We start from the raw sequence: 26262 nt of genomic DNA, 5'->3' as shown, positions 1-26262 counted from the left end.
TTTAACTTCATAGGACTGGGTATTTTCCATATTCACGAATCAAGCTATTAATCTCGATTATTCGCTCAGTCAAAATACCACGGTTATCTCTAATAAATTCATGTAACTCTTCCAAACTATTGGGGGCTACAATCACAGGATGTAAGTGGTGTCCCATAAACGTACCTGAGCGTTCTTCAATCAATGCATCAATCACTAAAATAGCCAAATCAAGGGCGCGATGTAATGGAACTTCTTCACTCTGACGTGTCCATCTTCCATCCACACTTCGCCATATTTTAACAGAAAATACATCAGGGTCGTCCCATTGTGCTTTACCAATCGATAACGACCGGACATCGGTCCAACTACCGTCATGTTCTGGATCATCTAAAGTCCTCGCATCAACTGTAGCTATGACTGGCTTATGCGTTAGGTGCATCGGCGCTATATCCTTAAAAGTTTTGCTGGCTTCAATGTAAGAAACTACGCGGTATTTGAACCTACTTAACTCTGTATTATCGATAGCCTGCCAATGGGGCGATTCTAACAATATTTCATTTCTCACGTCGGAATTTGGATGACCATAGGTATTTTTAGTCCCGTAATTCATTATGAGCGTTGTGTTTTCTAAATCGTCCAACTTCGATCGTTCCCAATTTACTTTTGAGCCGTGATGAGGAACTTGTACAATATGAGTTTGAATTATGCGGTCATTGATAAACCTTGACCATCCCTTTTTCATATTAGTGTCACCCGTCAGCAACGTATAGCAATCCGGGAAGTAGTCTTGTTCTCTTGGCGTCGACAGAAGTGCAAAGGAATGATTGATCGGACCATGCATAACTACGATGCCCGTACTGTTTGTTTCTTTGAAGTAACGTTTGAAAACCTTTTTTAACTGATCAACTCTATCCTGATATTTAAAAATCTTTTTTAAGTCTTCACCTTCGATGTAACCATTTTCAAGTTCTATTTCGAACGTATGTTTGATTTGAGCTCTAAAAGCTGCTATATCGGTGGGTTCCTGGCGAATTTGATAGAAGTAAAATTGCCAGTAAAGACCTGCACAAATGTCGCCACCGCCTTTCTTAAATTTTACTTTACCGCTATATTTAGCGTCAATCATCGCTTGTTCTTGATAAAATAAGCGTGCATCTTGATCGTCCAAGCCAATTTTTAAATCAAAAAGTTGATTATTCTTAATTTCTGACGTATCAGGAGAGCCTTGTGGACCGTTTGGATTTGGATTATTATTTACCAAACCATCGACTTCGCCATTTCCGGTAATGAAAATAACCTGGTCTACTCCGCGCTGTAGCAAAAAGCCAGCAGGGTCTTGAATAAAACCCGAATAAAGGTCATCATCAGTTGTGTCGTCATACCCATTTGCAAAATAAAGATACAAGCGCTCAATGGGAAACAAGTATGGGAGCACCGCAACCTTAACCTTGCAATTTGTTAACAGATAATCCAATTGATTGACGTGGTCGGCATCAAAGTGAGAAATTATCAGCAAGTCTAAATTATGCTGCTTTTCAGAGCCGATCAACTTCTTGAATTCACTAATTTCCTTTTTCAAGATGGCTGTCCCCTGCGTTGAACCGCAATCGTAAATCATTGAAAATTGTTGACTCCCTCTTGATGTGATCTGTCCGCCATAGAAACATCCCTGACCAGCCTTATAAAAATTCCAATCAGAGATTATCATTCTCTTCTGCATATCACCAAGTTTTAGCTTGTAAGGGCATTAATTTTACCGGTCAAATAAGTTTTCACCTCAAAGCTGATTGCATCATTGTTTGCAATATGACTATCGTACCAGCTTATTATTTCAGGGATTACTTCGTCGTTTGAAGAGCTTAGCAATTCAGGATTTATGAATCTATTACGGTCATATTCGGTCAATTCAAATTGATACCATTTAGGTTTGTAGTCTATTGCAAACTCATTGCTCTTAAGATCTAATTCGTTTGTACCAGATAAGACAAAAGAACTTTGCAGCTTCGGCCGATTACCGAATAATGTCGTCAGATCAAAATATTGATCTGCAACGTTTTGAGTTTCCAGTACCATGATTTGTCCTATATCACCCGGTACACCGCAAGCAGCAAAGTGAGCAGCGACCAATAGATCACTTGTCACATCCACGAAACCCGTATCAAAACCATAATGCTGCATCAAACCTGCAATTGATTCCTCAATTTTTGGGTGTTGTTTTTTCCGGTCAACAATAGAAATATTCCATAGAGCTTCGCGCAAAAAAAGGTACAAACTATAATTGTTAATAATTTCTAAAGTTGGAAGATGAATGCCAGTTACCAAATAATTAACTTCTTCAAAAATCGGCTTGCCATGTAGATTCCGGCTATAAGTCGATTTTGAAGTTTCCCATTTCGCCGAACGTTCTCCTCGAAAAAAGTATTTCGGCTGAGGGACTATAGGACTTGTTAATGTGCTGTTATCAAAATATTTCAGTGGTATTAATTCTTGGGGGTATCTCAACACGAGATTTTCAATAGTTTGGCTTAGGGTATTCATGTTTAGGGTTTCCCAAATATGATAAAAATTGACAAGTATGGACAGATTAAAAATACATCTTATTTTTGTGACAGTCCAATTTCAATCAATGGCAAAAAAGAAAAATATAGTTCAGGAAGATCCGGTTAAATTACAGGCCAAACATAAGCGGGACTATCTCTCACGCCTAAAAATGGTTTGCGATAAGCTGGTTGGCGCTGGCTGGTTTGAATTGATTCCTGCGGCTGATATTGATATTATTTACGAAAAACGTTACCGCTCGTTAACCATAAAACCAGTTCCAGGTGTGGTCATTGATACAGTCCGCTGGCAAACCTACCGTGAAACACTTTCGACTTTACTTGATGCTCCCGCATTCAATGTCATCGAGCAAAACATTCCCTTAAAAACGATGCTCAGCGAGGGTTTGACATTGACACATTTTGTTTCAATGATGGCCGAAAATCGATTTCCTCGGTCGGAAGAACTTCGTGCAGTGTTTAAACCCTTTCTAATCACAACCCATGGCTATTACGGCTATATTGCTGACCAGCTAGCTTCTCTGCTGTTTTTGATGGATGTGCGCAATGGGAATTTTCACGATGGTTTCCTGCACGCGGACTGTACACAGACAAACATCGGAAAAGTTCCTGCAACTGAAAATACGATCTTTGTTCACTTATTTAAGCCAATCATCAGTAATATAGCAATCAATGGCCGTAAGCGTGAAATAATAGCAGTTAACAGGTTTGTTCCGCGTGGTGTCAGTTTGCAAGTTAAAATTCGACCCTCCGCTATCGGTCTTCAATCTGTGGCAGATGATCCTTTACCGCTTTATATACAGCGCCACGCCCTTCAGCGCTTGGATGAACGACTGGGTTTACAAGCCAACAATGTACACGCACATTTATTTTTTAGCTTATTTGAACAGCCTTTAAATTACGTCCTTGGCAATGGCTGCACCCTAATCGAGTTCAATATGTATGAATACAAAGTCGGTTATTTACTAACTACGCTCCATGACGACAAACTGGTTATTCGCTCCTTTCTGTTTTTGACTAACGACGGCACACCCGAAGGCCGTAAATTGCGCCAGCTTACCGGGTTGGTGAAATACGACAAAAAATATTTAGGCATTGATAAACTGTCCACTTTTACCGCATATAAGATCCATGAGGATGAAGAATTAAGCTCTCTTTTTAACGAAGCAGGCTGCGGTTCATTGCTAGATGCAAGAAACCTTCAGACTATCGCCGCCGAATACATGCCCGAGCGCGACAAAGCCACCCTGCATAAATATATTAAGGCAGATTAGTCAAAACAATTATTCCAGTTTTACAAATTCCTGCTGAATGGCACCAAGTTGTAGTTTTTAAGATGCTTTTGAATGATTAGCAGATGGTTTTTGTAGACGTATGACTATTCATAAATTAAGGGATAAAGGTTGCATAAGAATAATAAAAGTCCCTTAACACTCGCTGCAAGGGACTTTCAACCTAAACCTTATCACAATAGTCAAGCTTTCGCTTAACTGTAGTGCAGCTAAGTTAGTATTTTATTCGTTATTAAATATTCCGCCCCTGTTTCCACCGGAGCTATACAACTCCACAGCAAGCAAGGTGCGTCCTCAAAATGGCGGACAACGGCCCCGTCCGACAATGTTGAAAACAAAGAGGTTTGCTCCCATTGCAGCGCTTAATTGGAAATCAGGGATTCGCTGCCATGCTGCACAAAATCGCGGCAAGGTCAATAGCCGTTTGTACCTACTATTTTACTGTTCCTTCCATGATAGACTTAAATTTTGCTTAATCGCTTTTAAAGCTGCGTACGTTCTGGAATTATTAAAATCTACATACTGACGGTGAACAGATAAAATGAATTAAACGTTGCAAGGCGGGTAAAGCTATTGTGCTTTATTAACACGTATAATACGCTCTCTTGCTGAAGCCCCGATTTTGTTCTGCTATCCGTCAGGGAAATGCCGAATTCATTCATAAGTGACTGGTGCGGTTTAGTGAGACTACCTATCTGTCAATAGAAAGTACTCGAAACGATGAAAAATTGGCGAGCTTGCGCTTAAGTGAAAAGGCAACAGTCATTTCTGCATCACTAATGCCTTGGCAAAGCATACACTTACAATTCCGTTTATGTCACTCACATTCTCTACTTAAAACTTGTACGTCAGTGCTATACCCCAGTTCTTATTCTTTAAAGAACCATTCAGCTGGGTACCACTAAATTCAGGTACCAGGTTCGCCAAGCCCAACTGGCTGTTGACCTGAGCAATCAGTCCTGAAAACACTTCATAAGCGGCTAATAAGCTGACACCGTAATCCAACGATTTACCATAAACGTAAGATTCTAAATTACCACCCTCGGCCGAGTCATTCCTGAAAATGACATCACCTTTATTGCCAACTACAATGTCGCCTATAACGGGGCTGGTCGCAGACTTCCAACTGCCGCCAATTCCGTAGCCCAAATAAGGACCGGCGCCCAGGTGCAAACGGCGTCCCAAAAGTTCAGGTTTAAAAATTAAGGTGACCGGCAACTCTATATAATCTGCTTTGATCGTGGCCTTCCCACCAGATCCGAAAACGCCGTCTTCCTGTTGATATCCTTTTCGGGAGTAGAATAAAGCAGGTTGGATGGAAAACTGACGACTTAGCGAAACCTCTGCATTTACCCCAACCCGCAAACCCGACACGGTTGCTGTATTGGCCTTATTACTCCGCTCTCCTTTAATAGATACATCGGAAAAGTTCACGCCTGCCTGGATATTAAATCTGGTTTGCGCGCGAACTTTGGTGATGGTGCCACTCAAGGCTACAACGCATATATAAAACAGTACCATTTTAAATCTCATAGCTCCAGCTTTTATGGTGTAACAATTTGTTGGCACGTCAATAAGACACGATCGTGACCATCTTATATCCGTATGGGTATCAGTTATGAAAATGCAAGCGAATACCCTGAAGCAGTTACGTGAAGAGAAAATCAGACGCGACAGGATGAGACTTATTTTTTAGGAAAATGCAATGACTTGTTAAGAATAAAATAGAACTTGCTTCAGCACGGTAAAATCCCTTTCCTGCCTTTCCGATTTGACCGTAAAATGAACATCCATCTGCCGGTCCCGAATACGATTGATCAGGCTTACAATCATCGGTTGTAGTGTTTCGTAGGTCTCTTGAAAAGGAAAATTTTGGGGCAGGCTTATGATCAGCCGGTCAGCCTTGACAACGAGCCAATCCTGGTATGCAGGTGACAACTCCTGCCTTAGGTAGGTTAACACTCTGTTCAGATATCAGTCCGTTTCCATAGGCCGTCAATAGAATTTACAAAAGGCAGTAAATGCGTTTTATTGTGGGTCAGTTCAACAATGGTTTTAGGTGCTTTTCTTTCCAGTCGAAAAAGTCCAGTGCCTCTTCCGATACGTCCCTGGTCATATAGCCTAACAGTTCCGGCGTCATCTCATTAAAGTCCAGTGACCGGCTCTCGATAAAGTCTTTTTTATAAGCCGGCGAATAAATGATCTCATCAGCAGTTAAACACCACTCCTTGGCCATATACTCACTGATGGCATTGCTGACCAGCTGGTGGCGGAAAAAAGGTTCGTAGTCAATATCATTGAAAGGGCAAATGCCAAAACAAACCACTACATCATCTTTGAAATGCTGCACCTGGGGATGGTTTTTCCATTTGATCACGGCAAAGACCAGAGGCAAATGATCCGGGTACGCAGGTATATCCAACCGTTCGGTCACAAAAATCTCCAGGTTGCGATTACGTGCACTTAACAGGTTATGCCCGTCCAGGTGTTCGATGTCAAATACTTCCTTCATACCTTAGCTTGACTGCGAAGATATACTAATTATTTTAGTAATTTAAAAAGTTTCTTACAACTTTTAAGAAGCATCCAACAAACTTTGAAACCCTTCATAATCGTAAGGTGCCATAACCTCCGGCGAATTAGAACTTTCATACCGGGAAGTGATCAGCTTGGAAATCGTATGCGCCGTGAAGTGTTCATCCCCTAAAGGCCGGATTAGTTCTTTCACATTTTCCTTAGCCAGATCATAGTCGATCCACGTTCCTTCGGATTCGCGCGGGAGAATAAACGGCTGACGAAGCTTGCTGTTATGGATGCGTGACATCAGCGAATTGGCCGGGTTAGTCAGGATAGCGTAGGTCCTCACAATTTCCCCGGTTTCGGGGTCCACCCAGTGGCTGTAAATACCGCCGAATGAAAAAATCTCCCTTGATTTGAGGTAAATGTAATGCGGCATTTTGGTCTTCTTGTCCAAGTGATGCCACTCAAAAATACCGTTTGCAGGCACCAAACAACGTTTTTGGCCGATGTAATTGCGGAAAGACGGTTTATCAAATACCGTTTCCCCAATCGCGTTTAGCGTCTGGTTACTGAATGCCCGGGCCTGTTGCAGAGCCGTCATTTTGTTACCCTGCGCATCCACGGCGCCTTCCTTCGGCTTGAACCAATGCGGGATCAGTCCCCAGTCATAAAGCTGAATTTTATGGGGCTCATCGGCCGTGATGACCGGCATGGCGCGGTGCGCAAAACCATCGTTATGATAGACAATATCGTAGTCGTTCATCAACTCAATCGTCTCTTCATCTTCCAGCGCATAGCGGGTACTGATCTCGACTTTATCCGCCGTCAAGGCATAATGATAACACATGATCGCAATTTATTGAATAACAAATTACAAGCAGAAAGTTGTAAACATTTTGTCCACACCTGTTGTAAATGCTAATATTATTAGCATAGTTTTGTAGTCCCTTAACTGAACAATTTATACATGAACGCCAATCGCCAGATCATACACATGGACCAGGACGCCTTTTTTGTGTCCGTGGAAGTACGCAAAGACCCACGTTTGACAGGTAAACCGGTCATTATTGGCAGCCTTTCCGACCGGGGCGTGGTTACCTCTGCCAGCTATGAAGCCCGCCAATTCGGCGTCCACGCAGCTATGCCGGCCAAGCTCGCCCGCATGCTCTGCCCGCATGGGATCTGGATACGCGGGAATATGGACGAGTATTCCAAGGCCTCCCACGAGATCACGGCCATCCTCAAAGAACGGGTGCCTGTCATCGAAAAGGCCAGTATTGATGAGCACTACATTGATATGACCGGTATGGACAAGCATCACGGTACGCTCAAGTACAGCAAGGAACTGCGTGCGGCAGTGATCAAAGAGACCGGTTTGCCCATTTCCTTCGGCCTGTCAGTCAACAAAACGGTATCTAAGATGGCGACCAATGAGTGCAAGCCTAACGGGGAACTCTTCGTAGAGCCGACCGGCGTCCGGCCCTTTCTGAACCCCTTGTCCATCAAAAAAATACCGGGCTTGGGTGAAAAGACCTTTATCAAGCTCAGTGATATGGGTGTTAAGCGCATCCATGAGCTCGCGCAGGTCTCCCCGGAATACATGACCAGCATCCTGGGAAAAAACGGTATATGGCTGCTGCAAAAAGCGCAGGGCATTGACGAGTTGCCGGTGGTACCCTACCAGGAACAAAAAAGCATCGGTACGCAATCCACGTTCAAGAATGACAGCATTGACCTGGAGTCAATCAATTTTTTATTGGCCTCGATGGTCAGCGAACTGGCGTTTGAGCTTCGGGAGAAACGCCGGCAGTGTGCCTGTATTACTGTCACCATCCGCTATACGACACGGGAGGACGTGACCAAGCAGGCAGCCATTCCCTATACGGCGCTGGACAGCGTGCTGATCAAGAAAGCCAAGGAACTGTTCAGGCAGGCCTACCAGAAACGCTTGCTGATCCGCCTGGTCGGCGTGCGCCTGTCCAATCTGGTCAGCGGATTCGAGCAGATCGACCTGCTCAGCGGCTCCGAGGAACAATACAGCCTGTGTCAGGCGATGGATAAGATCCGTCGCCGGTTTGGCTCAGACGCTATCAAAATGGCTTCAGGAATGAACTTAAACTTATAGCGCATGTACCTAAATGTCCATTCCCAATACAGCCTGCGCTACGGCACTATGTCCATCGGAACACTGGTGGAAGAGGCATTGGCACGTGGCGTTACCCAGATGGCTCTCACCGATATCAATAACTCCACCGGCATCATGGAGTTCATGCGGGAAAGTGAGGCAAAAGGTTTGAAGCCTATCGGCGGCATCGAGTTCCGCAGGGATGGCCGCTTGCTGTTCATCGGGCTGGCGCAAAACCGAGAGGGCATGAAAGAACTGAACGACTTTCTGACCGAGCATAACCTGGAGCAGAAGCCGCTGCCCGATTTGGCACCGGAGTTCAGCAACGTGTTCGTCATTTACCCTTATGCTTACCAGGGTGAACTGCGGGAGCGTGATTATCTCGGCATCTGCTTTCATGAACTCAACCAGCTTTATGGGAAAGACCTTTCCCTGATCCGGGATAAACTGCTGGCCCTGCAGCCAGTATTCGTATTGGACAAGATCGGCTACCGTTTGCATCAGTATCTTCGGGGCATCGACCTGAACACTGTGCTCACGGAGGTCAAGGCAGTGGATAAATGCCTGCCGACCGATATGTTCCTGGCACCGGGCGAACTGGAAGCTAAGTTCTCGAGGTATGCCTTTATCTTGGATAATACCCGAAGGCTCATGGACCGCTGCGTGATGGACTATCCCAAGGGACGAACCAATCTGAACCTGCGTACTTTTTCGAGTTCCGGCAGCAAAAAGGATGACCGGGAACTTTTGGAGAAGCTGGCTATGAAAGGACTGGTTTACCGTTACGGGCGAAATAACAAGCAGGCGCTGGCTAAAGTCAAACATGAGCTCAAGGTAATCGAGGAACTGGACTTTTGTGCCTATTTTCTGATCACCTACGACATCATCCGCTACTCAATGAGCCAGGGCTACTACCATGTAGGCCGGGGTTCGGGCGCAAACAGTATTGTGGCTTATTGCCTGAAAATTACGGATGTGGACCCTATTGAACTGGACCTGTACTTCGAGCGTTTTTTGAATGCACAGCGCACGTCACCTCCTGATTTTGATATCGACTACTCCTGGGACGAGCGCGAGGATGTGCAGGATTACATTTTTAAGCGCTACGGCAAAGGGTATACCGCGCTGCTGGGTACAATGACCACCTTTAAGGACCGCAGCGTGATCCGGGAAATCGGCAAGGTCATGGGCCTGCCCAAATCGGAGATCGATAGTTTTACCGACCCTACACGTGCGGCGCAGAACAGGGATAACGCCAAATTCAAAAAGATCGCAGCAATCTACGAGCACATGGCCGATATGCCCAACCAGCGTTCCATTCACGCTGGCGGTGTACTGATTTCCGAAGAACCGCTCACCTACTACACCGCGCTTGACCTGCCGCCCAAAGGTATGCCGACTGTCCAGTGGGATATGTACGAGGCCGAAAAGATCGGCTTTGACAAGTATGACATCCTGAGCCAGCGCGGTATCGGCCATATCAAAATGGCGGTACAACTGGCGGAAGAGAACCAGAACGCCAAGATCGATATCCATGACGTCAAAAAGTTCATGAAGGACCCGCTGATCAATGCCAACCTGAGCCAGGGCAAAACCTGGGGCTGCTTTTACATTGAGTCACCGGCCATGATCCAGCTGAATCGAAAGCTGGGGTGCAACAGCTACCGCGTGCTGGTAGCGGCCAGTTCCATCATCCGACCGGGCGTAGCTAGTTCGGGTATGATGGGTGCCTATATCAAGTACCATCATGCGCCACACCAGGTCAAGTACCTGCATCCGGTTATGAAAGAGCAGCTGGAGGAAACCTACGGCGTGATGGTCTACCAGGAAGATGTGATCAAGATCTGCATTCATTATGCCGGGATGGATGGCACGGATGCCGATATCCTCCGCCGGGGCATGAGCGGGAAGTACCGCTCCAGAAAGGAGTTTGACCGTCTGGTCGAACGCTTCTTCGAATGCGCCAAAGCCTTGGGCAGGCCCGAGCATATCACCGCCGAGGTCTGGCGGCAGGTATCCTCCTTTGCCGGCTACAGTTTTTCCAAGGCGCATTCAGCTAGTTTTGCGGTTGAGAGTTATCAAAGCTTGTTCCTCAAGACCTACTATCCAAGAGAGTTCATGGTCGCGGTACTGAACAACTACGGTGGTTTTTATGACCGGGCGATTTACGTTCACGAATTACAACGTGCCGGGGCCAATGTGCACCTGCCTTGCGTGAACCACAGCGATACTATCGTGAACATCAACGGAATCGATGCCTACCTGGGTTTTGTGGGCGTGCATGGCCTGGAGGGCCAGTTCGCGGAGCGCATCCCCGAGGAGCGCAGGATGAACGGACCTTATGCCGATCTGGAGAACCTGGTTAAACGGACCGGACTTGGAAAAGAACAAGCCATCATTCTGATCCGGGTGGGCGCATTGCGCTTTACGGGTAAAAGCAAAAAGGCGCTGCTTTGGGAACTGGAGCTGGTCGTAGGTGGGAAAGCAAAGCCATCTAATGACACAGCGCTTTTTGCCGTCGAAAGGAAAAACTATGCTTTGCCGGTGCTGGAGAACACCGACCTCGAGCATGCCTATCATGAACTGGAGCTCCTGGGTTTTCCTTTAACCATGAGCTACTTTGACCTGCTCGAAACGGAGTACCGTGGGCAGATCATGACAAACGATTTGATCAATCATGTGGGGCAAACGGTCGAGATGGTGGGGCGGTATGTCTGCGAGAAAACGGTGCATACCAAAAAAAATCAAAAGATGTGGTTTGGCAACTTCATTGATGCCGAGGGCAACTTCTTTGACACCGTGCATTTCCCGAATACCACACCCTCCTATCCTTTCCGCGGGCAAGGTTGCTACGTGATGCGCGGACGGGTAGTGGAAGAGTTCGGCTTTGCCAGCCTTGAAGTGCAGACTATGGAAAAGCTGCCCATCAAGGGAAACCCGGTGATGGATTAAAAAATAAAGTGAGCGCGATATGAAAGAAAAACTGAAACACCAGCTGCTGACGATAGAGATGAAAGCCTGGCTTAAACATCGGAACGGGACCAGCGATGTGGTTCGCATTCTGCCGGATGACAGCAGTCATGCCGCGCAATGCTACCAGATATATACGGCATATGGGGAATACCCAGGCTATCTGGGCCGGATATTGTTTGACCAGGAAGGATGCTGGATTTATGATGGCCATGACCTTGACATTGCGGAGCAAGAACAGCTGGCAAACTTTATACTTAGACCTGTAGAAAGGAGGTACAATTGAAGAGTTCGCCTTAATTTCCGAAAGTGGGGCAAAAGTTTCACTTAGCAATACCTGAAGTATTTCTCTGAGTAGAATGGTCTGTTTGAGAGGTGATATTGTAAAGATTCATCAACGAAATGCCCCGGAAACAGCGGACCCGGAACTTGTACATGAAGGAAGTGATGAGGCGCAGCTGCCACCCTGATATTGTGCGCATTCAACAAATGGAAACTGTTGATGATGAGATTTTAGATAAAGTTACCAAAGTGCTTGATGTATCAGCAGCAGGGATTGAAAGCTTTATGGAGAGATGCTGTAATTAATAATTTTAATATAATTGTAAGTACTGTAAACAGTCATAACCAGTCAACACAGTTCGTCTTTTATCTTAATTTCTACCTGAGAACTACTTAAGTTAACGCAGAACCTTTATCATCTACCTACTTGTCCTGATGCCTTAAAGTAATCTGGAAACCATGCTTACCTGTTTAGTACGATATGCATTATAGTATAAAAGGAGTCCTCTTGATCAAAAAAGAACTCCTTTTATATCTGATTACTCAATTGAGTCTTCTGCGCCGTCCTTATACAATGTTACACCGCCTTCGGAACAACACTTTTTACTACCACTGGGACAATTTGTATAGTCACAGGTTGGAGCAGCTATTTCTGTGGCAAAGGCTTTAATTGCTGATCCTGCAGACACTACGGTAATCAGGGCTAAAAATAATAATTTTTTCATGGTTTTAAATTTTAGTTTAATCAAATTTAGAAGTTTTAAAGACATAAAATAATTGATAATCAGGATATTACACAACTCAGCATATTTGTCATACGAACGTACGTAATGGCTATACAAGCACAACTTTTTCTGGCTGCTTGGTCGGAAACAGGATTATTTTTCCATTAAAAAAACCCGGTAAAATTTACCGGGTTTTAAGTTTAAAGCAGATGAATTAAAGGTCTGAAACAACCTCATCATCATGATAGGTCGTGATACCTCCGCTTGTGCAACATACTCTTGGGCCCGGTTCACACATAACCTTCAGACAATCATTTTCCTCTGTTGACATTGCGACTCCTTTTGAGCTGAATGCAGCTACGACTACCACTGTAATTAGCAATAACTTTTTCATAATTTAATTGATTTGATTGATAAATAGGCGTTAATATGTAAGAACAATCTTGAAAAACTTCTTTAACCTATATTCAGAAAGGACAGTACGTTTCCATTATCCTTATTCTAGATCTGTGTTGGATTCAATCGTTGTGGAGGAGATTTGTGTTTTAAAACACGAATGCTTAGTCGGCTACCCTTAAGATGATGTACAAGCAGAGAGAGGAATATCAGAATTGTGCATATGATATTGAAGTACATATGAGTTCTGTGCCCCAATTTCCCCAAAATACCACCGCAAGCACAAGGGATAAAATCCGGAAAATTCAATAAATAATAGATATAGAGGCTGAAGAAAAACATTAACGAATACGAAAGCCACAAACCAATAAGATAAAATCGTTTACTGAACAGAAGATATACAATAGCCAGTTCTACACCTATCACCGAAATGGCTGTAAAAAGAACTAGACTTCGAGGAACCAAAGGAGACCCGCTTAATTGAATTAGAAACTTTTGGAATTCCAGCCCTTTGGAAACAGCGGCATATAAGAATAAACCGGCGACTAGCCATTGAACCACTGTTTCAAATTTTGTTAGGTTTACGTTTTTCATATAGATGTTTTTAAGATTTTCTTGCTATAAACAAGATAAAGGCGGCCATTGGAATGAAAAGCATTTAACAATCGTCCATACTTTTTATGATCTTTTGGTACGCGTATGCTATTTTTATATGTATAATCGACTAACGAGTACCTATCGATGATATAGTTTTCTTTATCGTAGTCCTGAGCGATATCTTCATACGAGTAAACATTCGTGACAATGTTCAGGTATCTATCATCAGTAAACCCAAACAAATTTACGATGTCAAATTTGGAGTCTATCCGATAGCCTGCTTTCGAAAAATGCACGACTGGTGGAGCCTTTGTGTTGCTGTCAATCGTAAGCTTTGGGGCAGAAAATTTTAGGCTTGATTTATCAAATACTAAGAATCGGCCGACGTTATAATTAAGATATATAATCTTATCAGAGGTCGGTATGAAATCACCGTCCATTGCAAAGCCGCCATCATTATAGATAGGAGTATTCGGATGAAGCATGGAATCCTTATTTGTGTTTGAGAAATGAACAAAGAAATTCTCGTTGGCAAAATTGGCATCGAAGGTCTTATAGACAAATTTTGTATGATCAATCGGCACATTTTTCAGCAAAGGTGTACTAAGTGAAAATACGGACCGAATAGAGTCACCTTCGACTTTATCAATAGACTTCTCATTTGCCTCAGTAACAAATAATTTTCTGTCAGCTAAATACCAGCTGATCAGCGGGCGAGCAGACTTTGGAGATATCGATTTTAGCTTAAAGGTCTCCAGATCAACTGCAGAAACTTCATTATAACTTGCAGCATAGACTTTTCCTTCAAATGATTTCAACCCGACTATTTTAGGATTGGCCATCTCGGACAGAATGTTCACACCAGGTCCGGTATAAATCCTCTTAAAATTTTGTTTGACGCCATTAGTCTTTTTAATCGTCATGTGCAGTAGTAAAATTGCTGCAACAGGTAATAAACTGAATAAAGCGGCTGTTTTAATGAAGTTTTTCATTAGTTGATATTTTCTACATTATTTTTGTTTTTCTTGTCGTCTGCTGATGCTTTCTTTTTCGTTTGCGAATTGGCCTTTTTAGGTTTGCCAAATGAATACCGAGCACTGAAGAAAAGACGCTGCTGCGGGGTTATGCTTTCCGATTGTTGGTATAAATCAGGATATGTCCGGCGAAAAGCATAATCTTTAATAAATGGCTGCCTTAAGGAGAAAGTGAGCCGAAGCTTTTTTTCCAGAATGCTTCTCGATAAGGTCAAATCTTGATAGAAGAAAGCTGTACCATACCCCTGTAAATAAACATCCCTTAAATTGTAAATATTAGATAGCGCGACATTGTAATTTTTGAATAGTTTGGTAGTCAAATCAGCGCTAAAACTGCCATAAAATCCATTATTATTGAGCAGTAAGGTGTTATCCGGGAATGCTTTTTTCATCAACGAATAGTATAGGTTCGATGAGAAACTTAATTCAATCTTCTTGGCAAAGGTTATGGTGCTGCTGGCATTTAAGCCAAGCGTCTTTTGGCTATTTAGATTAATAAACTGCGTATTGACAGAGCTATCTGCCTGAAAGGAAGAATAGCCCTGGATGGCGTTTTTGTTATAGGTATAGGAAAACATCACCAAATAATTATTGCCACGGTTATCGTCCTTGGTAATTCTAAGCTCGACATTATGAGAAATCTCAGGCACCAATGCTGCATTCCCACTATTGGTCACATAGGGATTTGAGTTATTTCGAAATGGATTAAGATAATAAATTTGGGGACGGTTAATGCGGCTGGTGTATCCGAGGCCAATATTTATCCGTGATTCAGTAAATGTTTTATCAATGGAAATACTTGGAAAAAGATTGAATTTTTTATTGTCTATGAATACCTGAGAGCCGGTTGTGTTTTGGTAATCGGAAACCTCACCGCGAGTACCAGCTAAGACATTTATGCTTTTAATCTTTTTTGAATAGGATACATACGCACCGTAGATATTCTGCGTAAAATAGGAACTTTCACTATTTCTAACGTCTGAATTAAAATCTCTCAAACTTGTTCTCAAGCCGGTTTCAAAGCCAGCATTGACATAATCCAGTTGAATTATATTTTCTGAGCTTTGGCTTCTATTGTTGGAATTATTAGTTTCAGTACTTAAATAAGTAATTTCTGACCTGTCTTTCTGTTTGTTATACTTATAAGAAAAGATCAGGGATGCCTTTTTGTTAAATTTGTGTTCAAACCCTCCACCAATACCATAATTATGATTTACTAAATGGTTTATTGTGTTAACGCTACTTATGTTATCCGCGGCAAAGTACTGTGTAATATTTCCGTCGCCCGTATAACCGTTGACATCTATATTTAAAAGATTATTTGCATTAAAATCATAACTGAATTGAGCTAATGAGTTCAACTGCTTGCGTTTAGGGGTCGTCCGTCCCTGGTAATCATGAGTTATTCCGTTATCTGCCTGAACCAATGAATAGTCATAAGTTCCGTTTCGGAAAAACCCGCCGGATGCGATTAGCGAGTACCCGAATTTGCCCTCACGTCCAGATAGGCTTCCATTCAAATAGGACGTGTTGTAGGTATCGATACCAGCGCCAACAGCACCAAACGTGCCATCGACTTTCGATTTCTTCGTTATGATATTGATGATTCCTCCAATACCTTGGGCACTGTACTTTGCGGAAGGAATGGTTATCACCTCGATACTTTCAATGTCTTTACTATCGAGCGATTGTAAAAATGACCCGACATTGGTGTTAAGCGCAGCGTTGCTTTTCCCATTGAGTAAGATTCTGAAGTTATCCTGACCTTTTAGCCGTATAGATTCCGTCCCATTGATCGACACCAGTGGCGCATATCGTAAAACTTCCAAACCACTTTTCCCTTCTGCACGCAAATCGGTTGCTACGCTGTATATAATTTTTCCTGGAGCAAAGCTTAAAGCACTTTTTTTGCCTTGTACAGAGACTTCCTTCAGGGTATTGGTGGTCGATGTTAGTTCGATGTTCCCCAGGTTGAGGTTAGAAGATTGCTCTTTTAAATCAATGGGTAAAATTTTATCGCGATAACCAATACTGGTAAGTAACAGCGTGTATTTTGCATGGGACGCTGTAAAGCTAATCAGACCGTTTTGTTGCGAAGAAGTTGAATACTTGATACTGCCATATTGATCCTTCAGAACGGCAGTTACAAAGTCTAGCGGTCGCTTTGTAGCCGAATCAATTACATTTCCTATAATAGAATTCTGTGCCTGCAGACTGGCGGAAAAAGTCAGTAATAGCAATAATGAAGTAAGTATTCTGCTCATAAAGTCAGGTGCGTAGTGCTTTTCTCTTTGTAAAGACAAGGTCTTTTCTGATAAGCTGGGTAAAAGCTTCTTTGTATGCATGACCTAAAACCAGTATCGTTTTATCGCGCATGGTAATGTTGTTTTTTTCAATGGCTTTTATTTTTAAATTGTTGATGATATAGGATTTATGAATTCTTGTAAAATGATCCGGCGGCAAGTGCTGCTGAACCTCATTCATGGTGAGGTAAGTAATGAATCTCATATCATCCTGATGGATGATTACATAGTTAAGTGCTGCCTCTATGAAGTTGATATCGACAAAGTTTATCCTTGTAAATCTCCCTTTAACCTCACTCTTGATATAAAAGAATGTCCGCTCTGTCAAATGCTGTAAAAGCATGATTTTTTTATTAAAGAGGCTTTGATATCTGCTAATACATTGCAGTAGTCGTTTTTGAGCAACAGGTTTTAATAAATAATCAAAAGCTTGCCTTTCAAAAGCATCATAGGCATAATCTTTAACCTTGGTGGTAAAGATTATTGTTGTTGTTAACTTGATGTTTTCTGCAATATCCATTCCTGATAGACCAGGCAAATCCACATCGAGAAAGGTTAAGTCTGGAGACTCTTTATTATTAATAAGGTAATCCAATGCTTGATATGGATCACAAGAGGTACCGATTATTTTGATCCCGCTAACCTTTGCTATTAAGCCACGCAACACTGAAATCGCATCGTTATCTGCATCCACAATATAACAGGTAATCATAGTAAACTATAGTGATTAAAGCTTGAGATTTTACGAGTATCTTTAAAATAGATATCAAGCCTAATCTACTTGGATTAAAAGAAAAACTATCATAAAGTCAGAACTGTGTATCCCGAATGTTGACCTATCTATCCCGGAAAAACCAAGAACAGCCGGATTTATTTTGGCAGTACACGCTTAAGAAGTATTGAGACAACTTTAGTTGCTGCATAGTCACCAAGTCCTGGGTATGGTAAGCGGTTGCTGCAGCAATTTTTCATAAACGGGTGAGGCTTGCAGAAACCATAAAGATTACAGCCGATTAAAAAGACACGGATAACACTGCATGGCTGACGAATCGATATATAAAACCATAATACTATAGTACACGAAGAATTGCATATCCTAACTGTGATAACACCTTAAACAATTACGTTAACATGGAAACCATTCACACTGCAACATACTTAGACCTTCATGAGCTTCTTCCATTATTTAGGGATCTATGGCCGGATGATGAGCCAACAGGTTTGCATCAAACACTAACTGAAATATTGAGTTCCAATAAGTTCAGGATATGGGTTTCCCGGCAGGATACCACTGCAACCGGCTTTATCTATGTAAGCATCAGATATGACTATGTGGAGGGAGCTGACCACTCACCTACCGGGTTTGTGGAAGGTATTTACGTCCGGCCGGCTTTTCGTAAGAACGGCATAGCTTATCGCCTTTTACAGGCCGGTGAGCAGTGGCTTCGGGAAGCGGGCTGTCGTCAAATTGGCTCCGACATGCAGTTTGACAATCAGATGAGTTTTGACTTTCATCATCGTGCAGGATTTGTGGAAGCCGGGCGGCTGATTACGTTTATAAAAGATTTGTAGCCATGTGGTCAATCTGGCACGTCAAACCAATTACTGTTATATGGCTGTCTCCTGCTAAGTTTTCAACAATGTAAACAACTTACAGTAGCCGACGTTAAATTGGTCGAACAAATTTACTTTCCGATCCAGCCCTTGCTTATGCATCACATTTACCTTGAAAATGATGACCTGCTCATATGCCCTGTTGACCAGACTGCTTTGTTGAACTACCAGCGTTTAACTAAAGACATTTTCCAGTTATTGTCTGATCATAAAACATTACAGTTCTTACCTGAAAAGCGGTTGTTTAGTTTGGCCGAGGCAGAGCATTGGCTGGGTACAACCTTAATGAATATGTATTGCGGGCGCAACCAGACCCATCTGATTTTGTCAAAACAAACAGAACGTTTGCTTGGAATTATCGATCTCATTCCTCCACGGGTAGCGCAGGAATATTATCAGCTTCCGGAGTACCCCTACTTTCTCGAATTTTACCTGAACAAGTCTGCTTGTGGACAATTGCTCATGTCAAACCTGCTGCCACAAGTGGTGGAGCTGCTAAAAGCCAGGGGAATTGAACAGATTGCTGCTGTCGTCAACCGTAAAAACCTCGCTGCATGCAAAGTTCTGAGCAGAAGCGGCTTTTTGAACAAATGTTACTTTGACTGTCAACAGGACATGTATTTGGTTTCAGCCTGATCTCCAACATTGATACCCTTTTCTGTCGGATAATTTTAAGTGTCCACATTCAAATTCATGGCACTTCATTGTTACAAGATCATAACAGCAGCTTAATCTTCCTGCCTTAAATTTGCTGCCATGAAAAAATATTTAATTTTTGGTATCGTAGCCCTTTCTGCCCTGGTTTTAGTGTCTTGGGGTAGTATCGGGCACCGGACCGTTGCGCTGATCGCAGACAATCACCTCAACCCGAAGGCTAAAGCAGTAGTAAAGGAACTGCTGGGCGAGCAAAGCATGGCGGATGTGAGTTCGTGGGCGGATCAGGTCCGTAACCAGCCGGAGTTCAAACATACTGAACCCTGGCATTATGTAAATGCGCCGCTGGGCCTAAGCTACCACGACTTTGCGCAGTTAGTGACGAACCAGAGTAAGGACAACGTTTACACGGCAATCGAGAAAGAAATTGCAATTTTGAGAGACGGCTCCAGTACCCACCTGCAGCAGGCTGACGCTTTAAAATTCATCATTCACTTTGTGGGCGATTTGCATCAGCCGATGCATGTGAGCCGTGCGGAAGATAAAGGCGGCAATACCATCCAGCTGCAATATGAAGGCCAGGGGACTAACCTGCACAGCTTGTGGGACGGCAAAATGATTGCCACTTCGGGCATGACGGATATACAGCTGGCCAAAGCCGACGATAATCTTACCCCCGCAGCGATAGCGAAACTGCAGAAGGACCCGCTCATGCAGTGGCTCTGGGAAAGTTACCAAATCAGTTCCAAACTGTATGCGGAAATCGAACAGAACAACAAACCGGGAAAAGATTATTACGACAGCCATATGCCCATCGTACACGAGCGGCTGCAAAAAGCAGGCATCCGCCTGGCCGGACTACTGAACGAGGTACTGGCCAAGGTCAAAGTGTCACCGGCAACTGATGCAGCCGTCACCACACAACCGTCAGCTCCTCTTAAGATCAATGCCAAAGATGCGGCCAGCCATGTTGGTGAAACCGTAAGCGTTACCAGCAAAGTTTTTGGCACCAAGGCTTTCGGTGGTATGACGTTATTGAACTTTGGAGGTGAATATCCAAATGCACCCTTAACAATTGTCCTTCGCGGCGATGTTCAGAGCTTGGCCACTCAGGTTGACGGCAAGGTTATTTCAGTAGTTGGCAAATTGATCAATTATAAAGGAAAGCCGGAAATTGAGGTAAATGATCCTAAATCGATTACTGTTGCTCGTTAACCATGTCCTTCAAATTTGAAGTGCAGCTGAGTTGCAAAAATCATCGTAACTTAAGGTGAAATGCCAAAAACAGAACTAAAGCTATAGATGTCCGATTATCATTCTTCCCTTTAGCCTCAACAGTACCGGAAAAAAGATGCAACATTGAGAAGGTCAGTAAACAGACCTATTGTCCAAAAAAGAGCTTCCTGTCTTAGACTTATAGGTTTTAATGCCAAAACGGTAACCGGAAGCCCTTTCGAATGCATGCAGGCTAAAGCCTTGCTGGGGTAAACAAAAATGCTGATTACGGAATCTGATGTAAAGGCGTTCTTGACCGGTCAGTTCTAAGGATACCGGCAGGTTATGCAACGCAGCAGCAGCTTTCACATCTGCAATACGTCCCAGCAAATCATCCTCAAATATAAGGGCATAGCCTTTACCCTCGCAACTTTCCTTGATACGAGAAAGTTGCGAGGCATAAAGGCCCGCTCCGGTAGCCAGAAACAGGTGTTGGTACAGGGGGCCAAGCAAATGGCGGTACCGGGCGGCAAACAGAATGACCTCCATGGCTGAATGGCTGATAAAGACTGACTTTATAGCTGGATCACTTAACTCGCCCGCCATCCATAGACCTTCAGTTGCAGGGACCCGATGAAAGCCAAATCCAAAAACCTCCTGATGATCATGGTAAGAAAAGCACAAATTACCGCTATCATCATTCGTATAAAAGGGCGTAAAATGTTGTTGAATTACAGTCGGTATTCCTAATCTGGACAGAAATGGGTGCATTAGCGGGACATGCCTGAGCGGGAATAACCGCGTGAATATTCATTCTTGACTTCATATTCTGGCACTGCTGGTTTAGTGCTCCTTTGTGTCCGAAGGTCTTCCAGCGCCTGGCGGTAACCCGGGCTCATTCTGGCACGCTGTTTCTCATCCACAGTTTCACCGAACAGCGCGTGTAAACCTTTATAAAGCATATAAGATATGCCGCCGTCGATCATTATGGACGCTACGAGCGCCAATTTATTCGAGCGTACCCCCTGGCTGTTACTACCGGAAAACTGGATGACCGTACCATCCGGAAGTTCCACGGTTTTTCCCTTGCGATAACGTTCCTTTTGCTCGGTATTCAGCTTTTCGTTGTTAACCATCTCTGGTACCACTATTTTCTCGGTATCCGTAATGATAAATTCCCGGGTTTCCGGATCATATTCTACGAGGATATCCATCGGCTTGCCTTCGTCGTCTTTAATGATCTTCCAGATATTGGCCGCCTGTCCTTTCTGTAGTTCTTCAGCCTCCACATCGGTGAGGAATTCCGGGTAATCCGCTTCTTTATATATCGGGTGCAAGAATAATTCCAGCTTCCCATCTGCATCCGGGCGAATGGAAAGCTTGGCGTCCAGCTCGGCGATGTGAAAGCTATCCATGGACAGGTTATTCAGGCGGATCATTTCTGTCCGCCTGCCGGTGAGCAGCGTCTGCAACGTACCTGCATTCATCTGTATTTTGCCATCTTTGGCGAGCCCGATCTTTTCGAGCTCCGCCAAAGGCAAATCGTTTTCGTTGAAAATCTGTTGTGTCATGTTAAAATTCGATTAGCGTTTCATTCCCCGGCCTGGTGCCTGTTCCTGTTCAGCCATTTCCATCTGGTGACTGAATTCGACCTTGTCCTTGGTGGCATCATAATGCATCATCTGCTCAGCTTCGCGTGCAACGGGATTATTTCTGGCATAAACCAAGGAACTATACAGGCCGTCTTTAGGCCCTAGCTTAAACTTGTTACCGCTGTTCAGTTCTACCATTTGGGCAGTTTTGCCTTTCAGGATAGCTAAAACACGGTACTCTGCATTTTTGTAAGGGATGACATCGCCTTTATTGAGCACATTGTCATTTGTTTTTGCCGCGGTGACTTCCTGCTTTTGCGCCAGTTTATTCTCGATATCCAGCACAAAGTCGAATATTTTCTGGGCATCAGCCGAGGCTTTGTGCAGTTCGAACGGCTCATCTTTCAGGATCTTGATCCAGGAATCCACATAGGCAGCGTGCTGGCCGAAATTGTGGCCGATATTGATCTCGCTGCCGATCATGAGCGAGGCGATCTCCGCCCTTAATTCTTCACGGGCATAATCTTCTGAGCCGAACTTACCCTGCATGGGGCGGTCCAGGCGGCTTTCTGCCCCCGTCCAGTGGCCGAGCTCATGCAGCAGGGTCGCATAATACTTGGCCGCGGAATCAAACTGTTCCTTTTTAGGCAATTGGATGAAATCCTTGGTCAGGTTGTAGTAAGCCTGGTTACCGCCATGTTTGATCTTCGCCTTGCTGGCTTCCACGATCTGTTCTGCCTTTTCGATAGGCGACCATTGCTGTTCTGCCTGTTTGGCTTCGTAAGCTTCCTTCCAGTCCGGAATACCTTTGATCTGTTCGCCGTTAAATACCCAGGCATTGGTAATGATCGGATTCTCCAACTTCACCGTTTGCATTTTGGCCTTACCATTCTCGTCCAGCACTTTTTCACCTTTTTTGTCCAGTACCGGTTGGAGATCGGTGGTCTTGACGAAATTGATCAGCGTGGCTTTAGCGCCTTTTTCCACGGTCCACTTGTTAAACGAGGCCTGTTTCAGCGTCATCCAGCGGGGGTCCTGCCGGTCCTGCATGGCCAGCCATAAGGCGTTCATACCACGGTAAGGTTTGCCGGTCGTCGGGTTGAGCGGCGTCATAAAACCAGCCGTGTGATCGTCGGTCCAGGGCTTCTGAAACGGCGAGGTACCGGCTTCCAGTGCGGCAATCAGCTTTTCCGCCACCTGTTCGTGCAGTGCTTTGAATTTACTCATAATTTTGTTCTCCTTTTTCTGAGGTAAATGAATCGGGTTCAAGCAGGTCAGCGCCCTGCACATCATACAGGTCCGCCTCTTCTGCCGAAAGGGCGATCTCCTGTAATCCCATCAGCTCGCGGAGCTTGCGGGTCAAAGAGACTTCTACAGTGCTATTCATGATCAGCATGTGTTGGGTTAAAGCAGCTCCTTCGGAGAATTATTTTCAGAAAGAGCAGCGGGTTAATAAAACGGTTATTGAATTTCACGGCAAAGTGGAGGTGTTCACCGGTGACCTGGCCGGTAGACCCGGTCAGTCCGATAGGGCTTCCTGCGCTCAGGGTTTCTCCTGTTACGACCCATAATTGCGACAAGTGGCCGAATAGGCTTTCCAGGCCGCCGCCATGATTGATCCGGATATACAGGCCGAGCAAGGGATGATAACCCGTTTGGGTCACAACGCCGTCCATAACGGCTAAGACCGTGTCACTGCGCGCGGCGAGGTCAATGCCGGCATGAAACTTTTCTTTTCCGGTAAGCGGGTGAATGCGATAGCCGTAACCGAAGTTAAGTTTCAGGCGGCTTAGCGGAGAAGTGCTGTTCCATAGCGCAGTCTGCCCCAGCATAGGTGACGAAAAAGCAAGGCAAGTCACCCAAATGAGAAAGCGCGTCATTAGCGTCCAATCCTTACCGCAGAAGCCTGCTGAATATCCTGCGCAGCGGATTTTTTTAGCCCGAGATGGTCATCCAGCGTGTTCATCGCATGCTTAAGCAGGGTATCGTTGCCTAACGCCAGTTCCATAGCGGTCTTGATTTGTTTTGAAGTGCCGTGCTGTTGCAGCAGGTTGATCTGAAAAAGTGTTTTGAAATCATCTTTTTCCAGCTGTTTGAAATTAGAAATGAGATCGCGATAAAGCTTATCCGGGTGTTTCAGCACCATGAGCGCGTCGGTGGCATAGAGCGCCTGTTCCCCTTTGCCAAAGCTCACAAAGACATCGTCTTTTTCCAGGTCGGCTGAGGTAATCATGCCAATGACACCCTGCTTTCCAGCTGTATCTGACGGCAGCCTGGGGTGCACCAAAACAAGGGTACCTGTTAAATCATCCATAAATTATTTAATTAAAAGGTGAGTTTATTGGGTTGACGGGGCATTCATAGATGCCTTCGTTGCCGGAGGCGTAACCGGCGCTGACGGTGCAAAAGCGGCGATGACCTGCTCTATCTCGCTGTTAATGCGCAGGAAATTTTGGCGCAGTACCTCGTCCTTACGCCCTTGGAAATCATAAAACACCGGCAGGTCGCGATAACCGGCTTCTTCATCCTCGATTTCCTTCCGGTCAAGGTTGACCTTGCAGTTAATTGCCGACGTTTCGAAGCGGCCGGTGAAATTTTCCTGCACGTCCTGGGCGATCAGCCCGACCATTTCTCCCGTGTTCAGGGAAGCGATCTTACCCGCTGGTATTAGTGATTCCAGTTTTTCGTTGAGCGAGGTGGACGTTTTGTTACGGTCGATGGACAGGCCTTCGCCGATCTGCTTGTTTTTGCCCAGCAGCTTTTCCAGCCAGTCCAATGTATCCTTGTTTCGGACCGAGCCGGACAGGACATTGCCGGTCACCGCAGTGATCGTCGCTGCCGTGTCCTTGCCGTACTGCTGCTGGAATTGGGGCAGCTCCTGCAGGCCGAGCAGGATACTGACCTTATTGGAACGCGCTACGGCAATAAGGTTCTCTACTTTGTGCACGTAAAGCGTCGGCACCTCATCGATGATCAGCGCCGAAGGGAGATTACCCTTATTGTTAATGAGCTTGGTCAGGCGGTTCAGGATGACCGAATAGCAGGCCGAGTTGATGTTCTGCGTATTCGGATCATTGGCCAGAACGAGTATACCCGGCGCATCCTGGTTGGATATCTTCAAATCGAAGTCATCACCGGAGAAAACCCAAAACGATTCTTTCGTGGCCAGGCGGCTGATAAAGATTTTGAGCGTTCCGACCTGGCCTTCCAGTTGGTCAAAGGCCTTGGCCAGAAAGGCGCTCCTGAATGGTGAAAGCAGGGAGACGAGTTCCGCTTCACTAAAGAGCGTACCAAATATCTCTTCATAGCTTCGGTTCAAAAACGAAAGCACATGCGGCAGACTGGAGTACTTACCGCCTTCATGCTTGCTGAAGAAATAAACACAGGCCGCCAGAAAGTTGATCGCGGACTGCGTAAAAAACTGATCGCTGCCGCCGGACTTATCACCTTTTTTCAAAGCTTCGACCAAGCCCTCGGCACTTTCCGATGCTTCGGCCAGCGTGGTGATATAATCGCTGCGCCAGGGATTAATGCGTCGGCTCTTTTCTACCTGGTTAAGGTTAACCACATGGAATTCGTGCATCCTGCAACGCCCCTTCTGCTTGGCCAGGAGGTAATTGTAATAGGCAATCTTGCCCAGGTCAGGATATTTATAATCGTAGATACAGGCACAGAATTCCTTAGCAATCAGCTGGCGGATAAAGGGGTTCACAATCCCGTAGGACTTACCGCTGCCGGGTGTGCCGATCAGGATACTGCCGCGAAAGGGGTTGACAATATTGATCCAGCCGTCACGGACCTTACCTTTATAGTAGAACAGCATCGGGATATTGACCGAGTAAGGGGTATCAACGCGCCTGACCGGCTGCATAAAGCTTTCCCCTTCGACATTCCAGATATCCTTGCCCAGACCTGAACGGATGATCTTGGAGATATTGTCCATCGCCATACTCATCAGCAATGCCCCGGTGAAGGATAAAACTAAATAACCCAGGTTATACCAGCTGGTGTAGGCAAACGCGAAACCGGATGGACGGTTATAGAACCACAGGCTGCCAAAGAAAAACGACAGCCCCAGGGCAAGCGGATAAACGATATGTGTTTTCGGATCAAGTTCCGTTTCCTTTTTAGCGAGTGTCCCGATGCTGACCAGGGAGATTAGTAACAGGGTCGACAGTTTGCTGTAGACCAGGTTATCGTAAATCGCAATATGGCTGATCCTGACCAGTGCCGGGTGAAATATCCCCCAAACCGGCGCACGGATGTAAATAAAAATAGCCGCCTCCAGGACGACCATGACGTAAATGATGCATTGCAGAAAGCCATGCAGCTTCTGCTGTTCACGTGTTTCTTCCATAAATTCAATGGTTTAGTTATTGGTCTGAAACGACCTGAAAAAATTG

25 protein-coding genes are annotated in these 26262 nt (G+C 44.7%); 8 read left to right on the top strand and 17 right to left on the bottom strand.

Going from position 1 to position 26262, the window contains the following annotated elements; genetic code table 11:
* Nucleotides 1-7: 7 nt before the first annotated feature.
* Nucleotides 8-1702: a DUF6530 family protein gene (locus ABDD95_RS07645; RefSeq protein WP_345951292.1), complete on the bottom strand. Its 1695-nt coding sequence runs from the start codon at nucleotides 1700-1702 to the stop codon at nucleotides 8-10.
* 11 nt (nucleotides 1703-1713) lie between these two features.
* Complete coding sequence (locus ABDD95_RS07640) at nucleotides 1714-2520, bottom strand: FRG domain-containing protein (RefSeq protein ID WP_345951291.1); 807 nt, start codon at nucleotides 2518-2520, stop codon at nucleotides 1714-1716.
* Between the two features lie 37 nt (nucleotides 2521-2557).
* On the opposite strand from ABDD95_RS07640, the gene ABDD95_RS07635 reads away from it, so the two are divergent.
* Nucleotides 2558-3814 carry a hypothetical protein gene (locus ABDD95_RS07635; RefSeq protein WP_345951290.1) on the top strand — a complete coding sequence of 419 codons (1257 nt, stop codon included), beginning with the start codon at nucleotides 2558-2560 and terminating at the stop codon, nucleotides 3812-3814.
* A gap of 852 nt (nucleotides 3815-4666) precedes the next feature.
* Here the strand turns inward: ABDD95_RS07635 and ABDD95_RS07630 are convergent.
* The 3 genes from ABDD95_RS07630 to ABDD95_RS07620 form a co-directional block, all read right to left on the bottom strand.
* Nucleotides 4667-5365: a porin family protein gene (locus ABDD95_RS07630; RefSeq protein ID WP_345951289.1), complete on the bottom strand. Its 699-nt coding sequence runs from the start codon at nucleotides 5363-5365 to the stop codon at nucleotides 4667-4669.
* Nucleotides 5366-5870: 505 nt separating this feature from the next.
* Nucleotides 5871-6344, bottom strand: coding sequence for a hypothetical protein (locus ABDD95_RS07625; protein WP_345951288.1), 474 nt, complete (start codon nucleotides 6342-6344; stop codon nucleotides 5871-5873).
* Between the two features lie 63 nt (nucleotides 6345-6407).
* A complete protein-coding gene (locus tag ABDD95_RS07620; RefSeq protein WP_345951287.1) occupies nucleotides 6408-7199 on the bottom strand; it encodes an SOS response-associated peptidase in 792 nt (263 codons plus the stop codon).
* Nucleotides 7200-7346: 147 nt separating this feature from the next.
* Here ABDD95_RS07620 and dinB point away from each other — a divergent pair, with 147 nt between their 5' ends.
* The 4 genes from dinB (at nucleotide 7347) to ABDD95_RS07600 (ending at nucleotide 12035) form a co-directional block, all read left to right on the top strand.
* On the top strand, nucleotides 7347-8477 hold the full coding sequence (gene dinB, locus ABDD95_RS07615; RefSeq protein ID WP_345951286.1) for a DNA polymerase IV: 1131 nt from the start codon (nucleotides 7347-7349) through the stop codon (nucleotides 8475-8477).
* Nucleotides 8478-8480: 3 nt separating this feature from the next.
* Nucleotides 8481-11429, top strand: a complete 2949-nt coding sequence (gene dnaE / locus ABDD95_RS07610; protein WP_345951285.1) for a DNA polymerase III subunit alpha — start codon at nucleotides 8481-8483, stop codon at nucleotides 11427-11429.
* 19 nt (nucleotides 11430-11448) lie between these two features.
* Nucleotides 11449-11733 (top strand): hypothetical protein, encoded by a 285-nt coding sequence (locus tag ABDD95_RS07605; RefSeq protein ID WP_345951284.1) that lies wholly within the window; start codon nucleotides 11449-11451, stop codon nucleotides 11731-11733.
* Between the two features lie 116 nt (nucleotides 11734-11849).
* Nucleotides 11850-12035 carry a hypothetical protein gene (locus ABDD95_RS07600; RefSeq protein WP_345951283.1) on the top strand — a complete coding sequence of 62 codons (186 nt, stop codon included), beginning with the start codon at nucleotides 11850-11852 and terminating at the stop codon, nucleotides 12033-12035.
* Nucleotides 12036-12268: 233 nt separating this feature from the next.
* Here ABDD95_RS07600 and ABDD95_RS07595 read toward each other — a convergent pair whose 3' ends face one another.
* The 5 genes from ABDD95_RS07595 to ABDD95_RS07575 all read right to left on the bottom strand — a co-directional run bounded on the left by ABDD95_RS07595 (nucleotide 12269) and on the right by ABDD95_RS07575 (nucleotide 17496).
* Complete coding sequence (locus ABDD95_RS07595; RefSeq protein WP_345951282.1) at nucleotides 12269-12454, bottom strand: hypothetical protein; 186 nt, start codon at nucleotides 12452-12454, stop codon at nucleotides 12269-12271.
* A gap of 501 nt (nucleotides 12455-12955) precedes the next feature.
* Entirely contained in the window at nucleotides 12956-13444 is a 489-nt protein-coding gene (locus tag ABDD95_RS07590) for a MauE/DoxX family redox-associated membrane protein (RefSeq protein WP_352432931.1), read from the bottom strand.
* Nucleotides 13441-14439 (bottom strand): hypothetical protein, encoded by a 999-nt coding sequence (locus tag ABDD95_RS07585; RefSeq protein ID WP_345951281.1) that lies wholly within the window; start codon nucleotides 14437-14439, stop codon nucleotides 13441-13443. The genes ABDD95_RS07590 and ABDD95_RS07585 overlap by 4 nt, the downstream gene beginning before the upstream one ends.
* Nucleotides 14439-16745 carry an outer membrane beta-barrel family protein gene (locus tag ABDD95_RS07580; protein WP_345951280.1) on the bottom strand — a complete coding sequence of 769 codons (2307 nt, stop codon included), beginning with the start codon at nucleotides 16743-16745 and terminating at the stop codon, nucleotides 14439-14441. The genes ABDD95_RS07585 and ABDD95_RS07580 overlap by 1 nt, the downstream gene beginning before the upstream one ends.
* A gap of 4 nt (nucleotides 16746-16749) precedes the next feature.
* On the bottom strand, nucleotides 16750-17496 hold the full coding sequence (locus ABDD95_RS07575; RefSeq protein WP_345951279.1) for a LytTR family DNA-binding domain-containing protein: 747 nt from the start codon (nucleotides 17494-17496) through the stop codon (nucleotides 16750-16752).
* Between the two features lie 419 nt (nucleotides 17497-17915).
* Here ABDD95_RS07575 and aac(6') point away from each other — a divergent pair, with 419 nt between their 5' ends.
* The 3 genes from aac(6') to ABDD95_RS07560 all read left to right on the top strand — a co-directional run bounded on the left by aac(6') (nucleotide 17916) and on the right by ABDD95_RS07560 (nucleotide 20267).
* The gene (aac(6'), locus tag ABDD95_RS07570) at nucleotides 17916-18356 is read left to right on the top strand and encodes an aminoglycoside 6'-N-acetyltransferase (RefSeq protein ID WP_345951278.1); all 441 of its coding nucleotides are present in this window, start codon (nucleotides 17916-17918) and stop codon (nucleotides 18354-18356) included.
* 138 nt (nucleotides 18357-18494) lie between these two features.
* Complete coding sequence (locus ABDD95_RS07565; RefSeq protein WP_345951277.1) at nucleotides 18495-19034, top strand: GNAT family N-acetyltransferase; 540 nt, start codon at nucleotides 18495-18497, stop codon at nucleotides 19032-19034.
* A 171-nt stretch (nucleotides 19035-19205) separates the two neighbouring features.
* Nucleotides 19206-20267, top strand: coding sequence for a S1/P1 nuclease (locus tag ABDD95_RS07560; protein WP_345951276.1), 1062 nt, complete (start codon nucleotides 19206-19208; stop codon nucleotides 20265-20267).
* Between the two features lie 153 nt (nucleotides 20268-20420).
* On the opposite strand, the gene ABDD95_RS07555 is transcribed toward ABDD95_RS07560, so the two are convergent.
* Genes ABDD95_RS07555 through ABDD95_RS07525 form a run of 7 tightly spaced genes read right to left on the bottom strand, consistent with a single transcriptional unit; the run spans nucleotide 20421 to nucleotide 26216 of the window.
* Nucleotides 20421-21038, bottom strand: a complete 618-nt coding sequence (locus ABDD95_RS07555; RefSeq protein ID WP_345951275.1) for a hypothetical protein — start codon at nucleotides 21036-21038, stop codon at nucleotides 20421-20423.
* On the bottom strand, nucleotides 21038-21838 hold the full coding sequence (locus ABDD95_RS07550) for a DUF4099 domain-containing protein (protein ID WP_345951274.1): 801 nt from the start codon (nucleotides 21836-21838) through the stop codon (nucleotides 21038-21040). Before ABDD95_RS07550 ends, ABDD95_RS07555 begins: the two co-directional genes overlap by 1 nt.
* 12 nt (nucleotides 21839-21850) lie before the next feature.
* Nucleotides 21851-23086, bottom strand: a complete 1236-nt coding sequence (locus ABDD95_RS07545) for a zincin-like metallopeptidase domain-containing protein (RefSeq protein WP_345951273.1) — start codon at nucleotides 23084-23086, stop codon at nucleotides 21851-21853.
* Nucleotides 23079-23222, bottom strand: coding sequence for a hypothetical protein (locus ABDD95_RS07540; RefSeq protein ID WP_345951272.1), 144 nt, complete (start codon nucleotides 23220-23222; stop codon nucleotides 23079-23081). Before ABDD95_RS07540 ends, ABDD95_RS07545 begins: the two co-directional genes overlap by 8 nt.
* A 16-nt stretch (nucleotides 23223-23238) precedes the next feature.
* Complete coding sequence (locus ABDD95_RS07535) at nucleotides 23239-23739, bottom strand: M23 family metallopeptidase (protein ID WP_345951271.1); 501 nt, start codon at nucleotides 23737-23739, stop codon at nucleotides 23239-23241.
* On the bottom strand, nucleotides 23739-24173 hold the full coding sequence (locus tag ABDD95_RS07530; protein WP_345951270.1) for a hypothetical protein: 435 nt from the start codon (nucleotides 24171-24173) through the stop codon (nucleotides 23739-23741). Before ABDD95_RS07530 ends, ABDD95_RS07535 begins: the two co-directional genes overlap by 1 nt.
* A gap of 24 nt (nucleotides 24174-24197) precedes the next feature.
* Entirely contained in the window at nucleotides 24198-26216 is a 2019-nt protein-coding gene (locus tag ABDD95_RS07525) for a type IV secretory system conjugative DNA transfer family protein (RefSeq protein WP_345951269.1), read from the bottom strand.
* Nucleotides 26217-26262 lie beyond the last annotated feature (46 nt).

Source organism: Mucilaginibacter sp. PAMB04274 (assembly GCF_039634385.2).
GTDB lineage: Bacteria > Bacteroidota > Bacteroidia > Sphingobacteriales > Sphingobacteriaceae > Mucilaginibacter.
The sequence above is the reverse complement of the archived record's forward strand: the minus strand, read 5'-3'. Positions and strand labels throughout refer to the sequence as shown.